Origin of the sequence: Vibrio sp. A11 (genome assembly GCF_013048705.1) — a bacterium.
GTDB classification, from domain to species: domain Bacteria; phylum Pseudomonadota; class Gammaproteobacteria; order Enterobacterales; family Vibrionaceae; genus Vibrio; species Vibrio metschnikovii.
The window spans coordinates 114083-127101 of sequence record NZ_VHSI01000009.1; the positions used below are offsets into that span (position 1 = coordinate 114083).

The 13019-nt window shown below is 43.9% G+C and carries 11 protein-coding genes; 3 read left to right on the forward strand and 8 right to left on the reverse strand.

What is annotated here, in order from left to right:
* Positions 1-255: 255 nt before the first annotated feature.
* Entirely contained in the window at positions 256-1317 is a 1062-nt protein-coding gene (degS, locus tag FKQ60_RS11055; RefSeq protein ID WP_161425087.1) for an outer membrane-stress sensor serine endopeptidase DegS, read from the forward strand.
* Positions 1318-1410: 93 nt separating this feature from the next.
* Here degS and rplS read toward each other — a convergent pair whose 3' ends face one another.
* The 5 genes from rplS to ffh all read right to left on the reverse strand — a co-directional run bounded on the left by rplS (position 1411) and on the right by ffh (position 5005).
* Positions 1411-1764 (reverse strand): 50S ribosomal protein L19, encoded by a 354-nt coding sequence (gene rplS, locus FKQ60_RS11060; RefSeq protein ID WP_004395974.1) that lies wholly within the window; start codon positions 1762-1764, stop codon positions 1411-1413.
* Positions 1765-1806: 42 nt separating this feature from the next.
* Positions 1807-2547, reverse strand: coding sequence for a tRNA (guanosine(37)-N1)-methyltransferase TrmD (gene trmD, locus FKQ60_RS11065; protein WP_170904557.1), 741 nt, complete (start codon positions 2545-2547; stop codon positions 1807-1809).
* Positions 2548-2573: 26 nt separating this feature from the next.
* Complete coding sequence (gene rimM, locus FKQ60_RS11070; protein WP_040904685.1) at positions 2574-3128, reverse strand: ribosome maturation factor RimM; 555 nt, start codon at positions 3126-3128, stop codon at positions 2574-2576.
* A gap of 20 nt (positions 3129-3148) precedes the next feature.
* Complete coding sequence (gene rpsP, locus FKQ60_RS11075; protein ID WP_004395977.1) at positions 3149-3397, reverse strand: 30S ribosomal protein S16; 249 nt, start codon at positions 3395-3397, stop codon at positions 3149-3151.
* A 237-nt stretch (positions 3398-3634) separates the two neighbouring features.
* Positions 3635-5005, reverse strand: coding sequence for a signal recognition particle protein (gene ffh / locus FKQ60_RS11080; RefSeq protein ID WP_004395978.1), 1371 nt, complete (start codon positions 5003-5005; stop codon positions 3635-3637).
* A gap of 212 nt (positions 5006-5217) precedes the next feature.
* Here ffh and FKQ60_RS11085 point away from each other — a divergent pair, with 212 nt between their 5' ends.
* Both FKQ60_RS11085 and FKQ60_RS11090 read left to right on the forward strand, forming a co-directional pair.
* Positions 5218-6012 (forward strand): inner membrane protein YpjD, encoded by a 795-nt coding sequence (locus FKQ60_RS11085; protein ID WP_170904558.1) that lies wholly within the window; start codon positions 5218-5220, stop codon positions 6010-6012.
* Between the two features lie 306 nt (positions 6013-6318).
* Positions 6319-7593, forward strand: coding sequence for a CNNM domain-containing protein (locus FKQ60_RS11090; RefSeq protein WP_154169133.1), 1275 nt, complete (start codon positions 6319-6321; stop codon positions 7591-7593).
* A gap of 92 nt (positions 7594-7685) precedes the next feature.
* Here the strand turns inward: FKQ60_RS11090 and luxS are convergent, their stop codons facing one another.
* The 3 genes from luxS to FKQ60_RS11105 form a co-directional block, all read right to left on the reverse strand.
* Positions 7686-8204, reverse strand: a complete 519-nt coding sequence (gene luxS / locus FKQ60_RS11095) for an S-ribosylhomocysteine lyase (protein WP_154169135.1) — start codon at positions 8202-8204, stop codon at positions 7686-7688.
* A 116-nt stretch (positions 8205-8320) separates the two neighbouring features.
* Positions 8321-9889 (reverse strand): glutamate--cysteine ligase, encoded by a 1569-nt coding sequence (gene gshA / locus FKQ60_RS11100; protein WP_170904559.1) that lies wholly within the window; start codon positions 9887-9889, stop codon positions 8321-8323.
* A gap of 270 nt (positions 9890-10159) precedes the next feature.
* Positions 10160-13012: a pitrilysin family protein gene (locus FKQ60_RS11105; RefSeq protein WP_170904560.1), complete on the reverse strand. Its 2853-nt coding sequence runs from the start codon at positions 13010-13012 to the stop codon at positions 10160-10162.
* Between the last annotated feature and the right edge of the window lie 7 nt (positions 13013-13019).

Here is a 13019-nt window from a genome sequence, read left to right on the forward strand (position 1 = left end):
GCAGCGATCACTACGCTGCCTTTTGTTATTTCGGCTGGTGATGGTATCCTTGAAACACGCCTCTCATTACACCTCAACCCACATTACTGGAAGGTACCAATCAGCGGCAAATACTGTCAGCCTCCTGAGACTATCTCATTAGGTCTGATGAAGTTAATCAAGATAGTGCATCATTAATGCCGCATTGTCAGGTTTCTTAGTTAGCGACATCGTATCCATGTTAAGTTCAGTGGCATGAATATATTTGGGGAAAACATGCTGATTTATCTGATTCGCTCTATTGGGCTTGGGTTGGTTATCGCACTCGCGGTGATTGTAGTCACGCCTTCATTACGAGCTCATCTGGTCGTTAAACCGAGCGCTCAACCCGCTCATATTGCCTCGTTACAAATTTCATTTAATGACGCGGTACGCCGAGCAGCTCCAGCCGTAGTCAATATCTACAGTCGAAAATATTCAGAAAACGATCGCAGCAAATTATCAACACAAGGCCTCGGCTCCGGCGTTATTGTCAGTGAAAAAGGTTATATCATCACCAATTACCATGTGATCGCTCAGGCCGATCAAATCATTGTCGCCTTGCAAGATGGTCGAGTGGCGGCGGCACAATTGGTGGGCCAAGATCGACGCACCGATATCGCTATTTTACAAATTGAAGGCAATAACTTACCCGTCATTCCTCAAAATCCTAACTATCATGCCAAAGTGGGAGATGTGGTACTCGCTATTGGCAATCCCTATAACTTAGGCCAAACCACTACCTTCGGCATTATCTCTGCAACCGGCCGTTCATCGATCAGTGCTGATGGTCGACAAGCCTTTATTCAGACTGATGCGGCAATTAATGAAGGTAATTCAGGGGGGGCTTTAGTCAACACGCAAGGTGAGTTAGTCGGCATTAATACCGCCTCTTTTCAACAGGCGACTGAATTAGAGACCTATGGAATTTCTTTTGCGATTCCGTTTGTTCTGGCTAATAAAATCATGGAAAAAATCATCGCCGATGGGCGAGTAATTCGGGGCTATATCGGCGTTGATGGACAAGATATTAATGCCGTGACTTCCCGTCTACTGGGTAGTGATCATATCGGTGGTATTGTGGTTCTCGGGGTTGATCCCAATGGGCCTGCCGCCCAAGCCGGATTTATGGTTCGTGACATTATTTTAAAAATCGATGGGCAAAAAATTAACGGTCGGCAGAGCGTCATGGATATGGTTACCGATCTGCGCCCTGGCAGTGTGATTGAGTTTACCCTGCTACGTAAAGGGCAAGAGATGATTGTGCCAGTGACGATTGCCGAAGATAGCCGAGAATAAGCTCACTGTTTGATTGATTCTCCTACAGCAAAAACAGATAAAAAAACGGAGCCGTTAGGCTCCGTTTTTTCAATGAGAACGCGAGTTCTAGCATTATTTCTTAGTAAGCTTCTCTTTAATACGAGCTGCTTTACCAGATAGATCGCGTAGGTAGTACAATTTGGCACGACGTACTGCACCACGGCGCTTCACTTCAATGCTAGCGATGATTGGAGAGTGAGTTTGGAACGTACGCTCAACACCTTCACCGTTAGAAATCTTACGTACAGTGAAAGCTGAGTGTAGACCACGGTTACGGATAGCGATTACAATGCCTTCATAAGCCTGTAGACGCTCACGATCACCTTCTTTTACCTTAACTTGAACCACAACAGTGTCACCTGGTGCGAATTTAGGTAGGTCTTGTTTCATTTGCTCTTGTTCTAGAGCCTTGATGATATTACTCATGTTTTTAAATTCCTAGAATAAACTGATACTAAATTTAATAGGTTACTGTTGAGTCTCTTTAATGTACTCAGCCAGTAATTGTTCCTGTTCGTCAGTCAGAGCTAGGTTTTCCAGGAGCTCTGGTCTTCTTAGCCAAGTGCGGCCTAACGACTGTTTCAATCGCCAGCGACGAATTTCCTGATGATTACCAGACATCAATACCGCAGGTACGGTTTTTCCATCCAATACTTCAGGGCGCGTGTAGTGTGGGCAATCTAATAAGCCATTAGCAAAAGAATCTTCTTCTGCTGACGCGAAATCACCTAATACACCCGGAATAAAACGGGAGACGGTATCAATCAACGTCATGGCTGGAATTTCACCCCCAGTCATTACAAAATCACCGATTGACCATTCTTCATCAACCTCTGATTGTATAACGCGCTCATCTATCCCTTCGTAGCGGCCACAAATGAGCAATAAATTGTCATTCTTCGCCAGCTCTTCTACCCCTTGCTGATCGAGTTTACGACCTTGAGGGGAGAGATAAATCACTTTCGTCTCGCCCGGTGCGGCTGCTTTGGCTGCATGTATGGCGTCACGCAAAGGTTGCACCATCATTAACATACCAGGACCACCACCGTAAGGCTTATCATCGACCGTATGACGTTTGTCGTGAGCGAAATCGCGTGGATTCCAGCTCTGTACGGATAATAACCCTTTTTTTACCGCTTGGCCTGTGACTCCAAAATCCGTTACGCTACGGAACATTTCAGGAAATAGGCTAATAATGCCAACCCACATGTGTTCTTCGCCTTATCGATTTAGAGTTAAAACGCAGGATCCCAGTCAACTTCGATCCGTTGAGCGGTGCGATCAATCTGTTTGATCACTTGCTCTTCAAGAAACGGAATTAATCGTTCCTTTTGCCCAAAAGCATCTTTAAGATTCGCTTTCACTACGAGAACATCGTTGGAGCCAGTTTCTAACATATCGACAACTTCACCAAGGTCATAACCTTGCGTTGTCACCACTCGCATTCCAAACAATTCACGCCAGTAGAATTCATCTTCTGACAGCTCAGGTAATGAAGCTGGGTCAATTGAAATTTCAAAGTTAGTCAATAGATGAGCATCTTCACGCACATCAAGACCTTCAAGTTTAGCCACCAAACCTTTGTTATGGCGCTTCCAACTTTCTACTTTGTACTCAACCCATTCACCATTTTGGTTTACCAACCAAGGGCTATAATCGAAAATGCTTTCAGCATTGTCTGTGTAGGACAAAACTTTAAGCCAGCCACGAATGCCATAAGAAGCACCAAACTTGCCTACAACAATTTTCTCGCCTTGCTCGCTCATTGTCTGTTTGCCTTTCATCGACATAAACTAGTTGCTACTGGTCATTAAGCCGCTTTTTGAGCGTCTTTAACTAGTTTAGCTACGCGATCAGATAGAGATGCGCCTTGTGATACCCAATGGTTCACGCGATCTAGATCAACACGTAGGCCTTCTTCTTTGCCCGCTGCTGTTGGGTTGAAGAAGCCAACTTTCTCAATGAAACGGCCAGTTGCTGAGTTGCGGCTATCAGCTACAACGATTTGATAAAATGGACGCTTTTTAGCGCCGTGACGTGCCAAACGAATGGTTACCATGTCGTCCTCTTTGCTTTCTCAAAAATAAAATTAACCCCAGAAACTATTTACTTAAAACAGTTTGGGGTCTCGTGCCAAAATAAAGCCTCGGAATTTTACTCTTATTCCGAGGCTTTGCAAGGGGTTTAGCTACTTTTTCACCAGCATAAATTGCATTTTAACTTTGTGATTTAGGTAACAGCTTTAAAAAGAGACAAAAAACAAACCGGCTTAAAGAAAACTCAAGCCTCGCTTTTTTTAGCGACCAAACGGGTTAAAACCACCGCCGCCCATCATGCCTTGCATATTACGCATCATGCCTTTCATGCCACCTTTTTGCATTTTTTTCATCATTTTTTGCATTTGGGTAAACTGTTTTAGTAACCGGTTAATATCTTGTACTTGTGTTCCTGAGCCTGCCGCAATGCGCTTTTTACGAGAGCCTTTGATTAAATCGGGATTTTGTCTCTCTTTCATGGTCATCGAATTGATGATGGCTTCCATTTGCTTGAACATGCGGTCATCGACTTTATCTTTTACCCCCGCAGGAAGCTGTGACATTCCGGGAAGCTTATCCAGCATTCCCATCATGCCACCCATATTTTTCATTTGACCTAATTGTTCGCGAAAATCTTCTAAATCAAAGCCTTTTTTCTCTTTGAATTTTTTGGCCAACTTCTCAGCTTTGTCTTGATCAACATTACGCTGCAAATCTTCAATTAATGATAAGACATCGCCCATACCTAGAATACGCGAGGCAACGCGATCCGGATGGAAAGCTTCAAGAGCATCGGTTTTTTCTCCGACCCCTAAAAACTTAATCGGTTTTCCGGTCACATGACGTACCGACAAAGCCGCACCGCCACGTGCATCACCATCAACCTTGGTTAAAATCACCCCGGTGAGTGGTAGAGTATCACCAAACGCTTTGGCGGTATTCGCGGCATCTTGTCCTGTCATTGCGTCAACGACGAACAACGTTTCTACCGGATTAATGGCGGAATGAAGGGCTTTGATTTCTGCCATCATCACTTCATCAACCGCTAATCGCCCCGCCGTATCGACAATCAAGACATCGTAAAATTTCTTCTTAGCGTGATCGACTGCAGCGTTAGCAATATCAATCGGCTTTTGATCCGCTGATGAAGGGAAGAAATCGACGCCTAAGTCATTGGCTAACGTTTCTAACTGTTTGATTGCCGCAGGACGGTAAACGTCTGCAGAAACCACCAGTACTTTTTTCTTATCACGCTCTTTAAGTAACTTAGAGAGTTTACCGACACTGGTCGTTTTACCTGCGCCTTGTAAACCCGCCATTAAAATGATCGCTGGAGGCTGCGCCGCGAGATTCAACGCTTCATTCGCGGCTCCCATAACGGTCTCAAGCTCATGACGAACAATTTTAATAAACTCTTGCCCAGGCGTTAAAGACTTGGAAACCTCAACCCCCACTGCACTCTCTTTTACTCGACTAACGAAGTCACGCACCACCGGCAAAGCAACATCAGCCTCGAGTAGCGCCATACGAACTTCGCGCAGGGTATCTTTTATATTGTCTTCGGTAAGACGACCTTTACCACTAATATTCTTTAGGGTTTTAGATAAACGATCGGTTAAATTTTCAAACATGTTTTTCTCTTCGCGATTAGGCGACCAATGCGCCTGAGTATACCTTAGCCAACTGCTTAGGCATACCCATTGCAAGCTAGCTGTCGAGTTTCTTTATTAGATTGGGTTATCTGTCGATATCTCAACTCTCAAAAACGATTGCGATCCAACGTAGCTCATTAAGGTTTGGCAAGGTATAATTCGCCAACTCAGCCACCAAATTTGTGACCAGCATGGATAACCTAATCGCTATTGTTGCCGCTACGCTTTATTTTTTATCGATTGCCACGATTATCCCTGGACTGCTTAACCAAACGGGTATTAAGGCAAAGACTGTTTTTATTAGCGCCACATTGGGGCTTTTTTTTCATGCCTGGTTACTCAGTGGCTTAATTTTTCACAGCAGTGGACAAAACCTCAGTATTCTTAATGTCGCATCACTGATCAGCTTTATCATTGCTTTGGTGATGAGCTTAGCGATGTTCAAGGTACGCTTATGGTTTTTACTGCCGGTGGTATACAGCTTCTCAGCAATCAATTTATTCTTGGCGACTTTTCTGCCGAGCACCTTTATCACTCATTTAGAGCGTGAGCCAGAGCTAATGGTCCATATCGCCTTAGCCCTTTTTTCTTATTCAACCTTATCCATTGGTGCATTATACGCTTTACAGCTCGCTTGGCTTGATTACAAATTGAAAAAAAAGAAAGGCTTATCCATCAACCCTAATTTACCGCCCTTGATGATGGTCGAGCGCCAATTATTTAAAATTATTTTAATCGGCAACGTTCTGCTGACCGGGACATTATTAACCGGCGCTCTTTTTGTGCAAGATATGTTTGCTCAAGGTAAAGCACATAAAGGCATTTTATCGTTCATCGCTTGGATCATTTACTCGATTTTATTATGGGGTCATTATCAAAAAGGATGGCGAGGACGTAAAGTTACTTGGTTTGCCGTTGCTGGGGCGACATTACTTACCTTGGCTTACTTTGGCAGTCGATTTGTCAGAGAGATTATTCTGCGCTAAGGTCTGTTTATTCATGACTTCCTCAACCTATCATTATGGTAAATAACGCCTATTTAGATCTAACGATGGGTGAAAACGGTGGACTTAATCCCCATATAAACTCAGAGTATTGTATTGCGAGATAAAAGTTCATCCTCAAACCACTTGGAGTAACAGGTAGACAGCCAGTGAGTAAGCTGCCCTCACAAACAGAGATAACAATGTGAATGGGGTCAAGCCAACACGGCTAGCACCGATATAACTTCCAGTAGGAAGCGGATACTATCTTCTTTTTATTATTGATCATCTATAAGGAAACAAAGCGTTTTGGACGACATATCAACGGGTATCTTATTTGCGCTACTCGCGTGTCTTATCGTTATATCTGCCTACTTCTCCGGCTCAGAAACGGGCATGATGGCGCTTAACCGCTATCGTCTTAAGCATCTAGCGAGTACTGGTCATAAGGGCGCTAAACGCGTTGAACGGTTACTCAGTCGTCCAGACCGTTTAATCGGCCTGATCCTGATTGGCAATAACTTAGTCAATATCCTCGCCTCTGCGATTGCCACGATCATTGGTATGCGATTGTACGGTGACATTGGTGTCGCCATAGCAACCGGCGTATTAACTCTTGTGATTCTCGTCTTCGCGGAGGTGACCCCGAAAACGCTAGCTGCGATTTATCCTGAGCGGGTATCTTATACCAGCAGTGTTGTGCTGACCTTTCTAATGAAAGTGCTTTCTCCATTAGTGGTTTTTATCAATTTCATTACCAACGGTTTTATCCGCTTATTGGGTCTTAATGCCAAACACACACGCGATGACCCTCTCAGCTCTGAAGAACTACGCACCATTGTTAACGATGCTGGACGGCTTATTCCTCGTCGTCACCAAGATATGCTGTTATCCATTCTTGATTTAGAACATGTGACGGTGAATGACATCATGATTCCACGTAATGAAATTACGGGTATCAATATCAATGATGATTGGAAGTCGATCATTCGCCAACTGACCCACTCCCCTCACGGTCGAGTGGTGCTGTATCGAGACAATATTGATGAAGCCGTCGGTATGCTGCGCTTACGCGAAGCGGCACGGTTAATGTTAGAAAAAAACGAATTCAATAAAGAAACGCTCTTTCGGGCCGCTGATGAAGTGTATTTTATTCCGGAAGGGACACCGCTTAATGTCCAGCTACTAAAATTCCAACGTAATAAACAAAGAATTGGTCTTATCGTTGATGAGTACGGCGATATTATTGGTCTGATTACCTTGGAAGATATTCTAGAAGAGATTGTCGGTGAATTTACCACCTCAATGGCGCCAAGCTTGGCTGAAGAGATCACGCCACAAGGTGATGGCAGCTTCTTAATCGAAGGCAGTGCTAATATTCGCGATATTAATAAAAGCTTAAAATGGAAATTACCAACCGATGGACCAAGAACCCTGAACGGACTGATTTTAGAGCATTTGGAAGAGATCCCAGAAACTCACTTAAGTGTTAAAGTTGCTAATCATCCGATGGAAATTGTCCAGTTAGAAGAAAACCGCATTAAACTGGTACGAGTCTACCCGCGAAAAATCAAAAAGGCTTAATCTCTGTTAACGTTAATAATCTCGATAATAGACCGATAAAAAATGGGCGGTATTGATTACCGCCCATTTTATTGCCTGAACCGTTTAAGTGGTTAATTCACTTGTAGGTTTTTTAGCATCGATTCAGGTAAAGCAAGTTGATCATTTTTGTTCACCCCAATACCGCTACTTAACACTTGCTGAGCAATCGCTTGTGCTTCAGATAAAGAGTGCATCGCTGCGGTACCGCACTGGTACTCATTGAGTTCTGGAATATCCTTTTGGTCCCGCACTTTCAAGACATCTTCCATCGCGGCTAACCACGCCGTAGCCACTTGCTGCTCGGTAGGTGCACCAATCAAACTCATATAAAATCCAGTACGACAGCCCATTGGGGAAATATCAATAATTTCCACCTGTTCGCTATTAAGATGATTACGCATGAACCCTGCATAAAGGTGCTCTAGAGTATGAATTCCTTTTTCAGACAAAATAGCTTGATTAGGCAGAGTAAAACGCAGGTCAAATACAGTAATCGTATCGCCTTTCGGGGTTTGCATGGTTTTCGCTACCCGTACAGCGGGAGCTTGCATGCGAGTATGATCAACCGTAAAGCTATCTAGTAGTGGCATAAAACTTATCTCCTTGTTTAACCCTTAAAATACTCATTCACATCTTGCCCTAAATCAACCAGCAACCTCAGTCAACGAGGAAAAAGAATGACATTTGCGTATCCACACGCCAGTGATTATGACGGTAAATAGCTGAAGTAATCGGCCAAAAACGCATCAAAACTTTGTGTATCTTGCTGCTCTATCTGTAACTGAGCTTCGCGTGAACGCATCACTTCTTGCTTCATTTTCTGTTCAGAATAGACTTGGTAAGCATGTTGTAAGTTATCATTACGGTAACGCTCACCAAAATAACTTCCAACTTTACCTAAACCGCCCAGTTGCTGAGTTTTATCCAGTAAACGAGCCGATAAAGTGTGCTGAGGATGATCAATCCAGCTAGCAAGCTCTCGACATACCTCTTGATAGGCATTACCGCCACACGCGGCGTCCATTTGCTCAGCAATCAAACTTAGGTCTGCAAATACGCGTTTCGCCCACGCCGTCAGGGTCAATTTTTCACCATGACAGCCAATTTGTAATTCTAGCCATGGTTTTCGTCCTTCAAGGACCACTTTACTCCAGTTATCGCGCCAACACTGTAACTCACAATTATCCATCGGTTCTGAATCTGATAACGCAGTCCATGTGAGGAACAAATCTAAAAAACGCACTTGCTGTTCAGTAATCCCGATCGGACTGAAAGGATTGACATCCAATGAGCGCACTTCAATGTATTCAACCCCGCCACGCGCCAGTGCTTCTGACGGCTTTTCACCATTTTTGGCGACACGTTTCGGACGAATCGGCGCATAGAGCTCATTTTCAATTTGTAAAATATTGCTATTCAGTTGACGATATTCACCATCGACCTTGACTCCAATATTAGCAAAAAGCTCAGAAGGCGTTCTGATCGCTTGATTTAAGCCAGTTAAATATTGCTCTAAGCTATTAAAACCTATCTTGAGGCTACTTTGCGCATCATTGGTATAACCCAAATCACTCAATCTCAAAGAGGTTGAATAAGGCAAATAGAGCGTTTTACCTATCGATTCGAAGGGTAACTGCGTTTCTCTTCCTTGGATAAATGAAGAGCACAGCGCCGGAGAGGCACCAAAAAAGTAAGGGATCAGCCAACCAAAGCGGTAATAGTTACGGATTAAGCCAAAATAGGCTTGCGACTGGCTAGCTTGACGCTCTTGTTCCGTTTGCTGACCATATAAAGCATCCCAAAATGTGCTTGGAAATGAAAAATTGAAATGCACACCAGAGATGATCTGCATTAAGCTGCCATAACGCTGTTTTAATCCCGTTCGATATAAAGTTTTCATTCGTCCGGTGTTAGAAGTACCGTATTGAGCAAGCTGAATGTCTGCTTCACTACCAACATAACAAGGCATAGAAAGCGGCCAGAGCTTTTCATCACCGATATTAGCTTGCGCAAAATGATGAATGTCGGCTAATTGAGCCATTAAGGTATCGACGTTGTTCGACACTGGCGTAATAAATTCCAGTAATGATTCAGCAAAGTCGGTGGTAATCCAAGCATTAGTTAATGCTGACCCCAAGGCTTCTGGATGCGGTGTTTGGGCAATGCTGCCATCGACGGTATAACGTAAAGTTTCACGTTCAACACCGCGGCCAAACTGCTGAAATATTTCTGGTTGATTAGCAACTCGTGCTAGTCGCTCGGCAAAATTAGTCAAAATAAAATTCGCTTATAAAAATAGATGATGTTTTAGATATCGCTACCGCAGGCCCACTGAATCCCGATAGGGTCTGTTCAGAAGAAACAGACTCAATCCATTGATCATCACTTTGTCACAGCAACCAAGGCCACGTAATATTTTTGTGGCCTTGGTTGCTCAAGTAACGATGTAGAACGCGATGCTTGATACGCGACATTAAGCCCAATGGCTCATCGAATCGGCTCGAAAGCCTTATTTTTCTTCTACGTTGCGTTATATATGCATGCTCTACTGGATTATTTCAAGCTCTTCAATCGGAATTGATAATTTTTCTAATTGTGGCCTTAAGCTTTTAGCATCGCCAACCACAATAATTTGATAATCCTCTGGGACAAACCATTTAGCTGCCAATTCATTCAGTGTCGACTTATTCACCGTTTTCAACAGGCGATTACGCTGCTGGAGATAATCTCGGTCTAGATTATTAGTCAACATTTGGCCAATCAATTGCGCTTTTTGCGAGGGAGTCTCGTAACTCAACGCCTCTTGCTGACCAACGGCAAGACGTAAAAAGGCCATTTCATCCGTAGTTAAACCATACTGACTAAAATGGGTCAGTTCTTGGATGATTTCTTGAATGGCCGGTAACGTTGCATTAGCTCGCACTTGTGCATTAAAGACTATCGCCCCGACTTCACGATTACTGGATAAGTAACCACTTGCACCGTAGGTATAGCCTTTATCTTCACGTAGATTTTGATTAATACGGCTATTAAAGTTACCCGCTAAATTAAAATTCGTTAATTGAGTGAGATACATTTCTCCCGTTGCATCGAAAGGCAATCCACGACGAACAAAACGCACCACACTTTGCGGCGAATCGGGTTTATCGACCAAAAACAGACGCTGCTCAGTGAGCGTCGGGATCACTTGAGGACGGAGTATTGGCGCTGGTTGGCCATGCCAATCGGTGAAAAAGGCCAGTTGTTCACGTACCTGTTGAGGTTCAATATCACCGACGACAATCACTTGAGCACCGTGTGGCGTATAATGCTGCTGATAAAACGCTTTAACCTCATCCAATGTCAGTGCAGCAATCGAGGCTTGTGTACCGTCACTCGAGCGAGCAAATACCGAGTCTCCAAACAATACTTGGCGCATCGCTTGGCCAGCTAACCAACTTGGTTGTTGATGCTGATAGACGACACTTTGTAGCATTTGTTGCTGAAGACGCTCAAAATCTTCTTGCTTAAATCCCGGTGTGAATAACATCTCTTGGACAATCTGCAACGTTTCTGGCAGATGTTTGGTTAAGCTTGAGATAACCACATTGGTCGAATAAGCGCCGGTATTGAGACTGATGGTCGAACCCAGCTTATCGAGCTGAGCTTGAATCGCTTCCACATTGCGTATCGCTGAGTCTTGCTTGATTAGAGCTGCCGTTAAATTCGCTAAACCTTCTTTGCCCGCTTCAACATGCCGCTCTCCTGCGGGTAAGCGGATCTCCACTTGTACGGTCGGAGTCTCACTGCTCACCGTTCCGATTAACTCCGCGCCATTATCAAAATGGATTTCATACAACTCAGGCATATTAATTTGCACAGCTTGCGCAACGGCTGGCATCACCGAACGATCAAAATGATCTACCACTTGACGATACTCAAGCTGTTGTTCTGTTATTTTTTGATAAACGGGCAATAAACGCTCAGGAGTAACAAAGGTTGCTTGACGAACCGCGAGTGATGTACGGCCTCGTGGTACAACACTTAATGTGATTTTGGGTTTACCTTGTAGATAAGTCTGAAAAACCTGAGTCACTGATTGTGGAGTAACCGCTCTTAACTGTGCTAACTGCGCCTCAATACGATCGGGTTGATCATAGAAAATTTGATTACTTGCCAACTGGGTTACCTTACCTTGGACACTTTGTAGCGCAAAAATAGCATTCGCTTCAGCCATACCGGTGATTTGTGCTAAACGATCATCACTAACACCTTGCTGCGCAAACTGCGCCAACGTTCGCATGATTTCTTGATACAGCGGTGTCAGTTGAGCACGTTGTCCTGAGGGAGCCATGGCATAGATATAAAAAGTACACGCCAGTTCTGCGCAATCTTGAAAGGCACCAGCATCGACCGCTTTCTGGGTTCTAACTAGATTTTGATACAACAAACTATTACTACCACTACCGAGTACTTGCGCTAGAGCATCTAGTGAGGCTTGTTGTTCAGCACCTCGATAAGCCGTTGGGAAGCCAATTAATACCATCGGCTGCTGAATGCGATCTTCTAGAGTAATATAACGATCTTCCGCTAATGTAACGGGTTGCTTTTCAGCCTTATCAACTTCTGGACCTTTAGGAATGGAGCCAAAATAACGATTAACCCAAGCTAAAGTTTGTTTAACATCAATATCTCCACCAATGGTCAATACAGCATTATTCGGTCCATACCAGCGTAAGAAAAAAGCTTTCAGATCATTCACATCGACTCGGTCTAAATCTTCGACATAACCAATCGTCTGCCATGAATAAGGATGGCCTTGTGGATACAAGGCTTCAGCCATTCTTTCCCAAATCAGTCCATAAGGACGATTATCATAGTTTTGCGCTCGTTCATTTTTCACCGTATCACGCTGTATTTCAAATTTACGCTGCGACACTGCATCAAGTAAAAAGCCCATTCGATCGGCTTCTAACCATAAAACTTTTTCTAATTGATTGGCAGGAACGGTTTGGAAATAATTGGTTCGATCACGATTGGTGGTACCATTTAAACGTCCGCCTGCTTCGGTAATCAACCGAAAATGTTCTTGATCAGCGACATGCTTAGAACCTTGGAACATCATGTGTTCAAAAAAATGAGCGAACCCTGACTTACCAAGCTCCTCGCGAGCAGACCCCACGTGATAAGTCATATCGACATGCACCAAAGGATCGGAATGATCCGGTGATAAAATCACGGTTAACCCGTTATCTAAACGATATTTACTATAGGGAATCATCACTTTATCAGGCTGTGCTTCGACCTCTTCCAGTAAAGTGACGCCTGAAGGTAAGGATGAAAAAAAAGATAACGCAGTAGGAGTAGAACAGCCAGAGAGAGCCAGCAGCGCGAGTGCGCCCAGCCAAATTTTCTTCATACCATCA

Excerpts from the sequence above, each read along its gene's own strand:
- ffh (WP_004395978.1), bottom strand. The coding sequence starts at position 5,005 with ATGTTTGAAAATTTAACCGATCGTTTATCTAAAACCCTAAAGAATATT.
- trmD (WP_170904557.1), bottom strand. The coding sequence starts at position 2,547 with ATGTGGGTTGGCATTATTAGCCTATTTCCTGAAATGTTCCGTAGCGTA.
- FKQ60_RS11105 (WP_170904560.1), bottom strand. The coding sequence starts at position 13,012 with ATGAAGAAAATTTGGCTGGGCGCACTCGCGCTGCTGGCTCTCTCTGGC.
- rpsP (WP_004395977.1), bottom strand. The coding sequence starts at position 3,397 with ATGGTAACCATTCGTTTGGCACGTCACGGCGCTAAAAAGCGTCCATTT.
- degS (WP_161425087.1), top strand. The coding sequence starts at position 256 with ATGCTGATTTATCTGATTCGCTCTATTGGGCTTGGGTTGGTTATCGCA.
- rplS (WP_004395974.1), bottom strand. The coding sequence starts at position 1,764 with ATGAGTAATATCATCAAGGCTCTAGAACAAGAGCAAATGAAACAAGAC.
- FKQ60_RS11085 (WP_170904558.1), top strand. The coding sequence starts at position 5,218 with ATGGATAACCTAATCGCTATTGTTGCCGCTACGCTTTATTTTTTATCG.
- luxS (WP_154169135.1), bottom strand. The coding sequence starts at position 8,204 with ATGCCACTACTAGATAGCTTTACGGTTGATCATACTCGCATGCAAGCT.
- rimM (WP_040904685.1), bottom strand. The coding sequence starts at position 3,128 with ATGTCGATGAAAGGCAAACAGACAATGAGCGAGCAAGGCGAGAAAATT.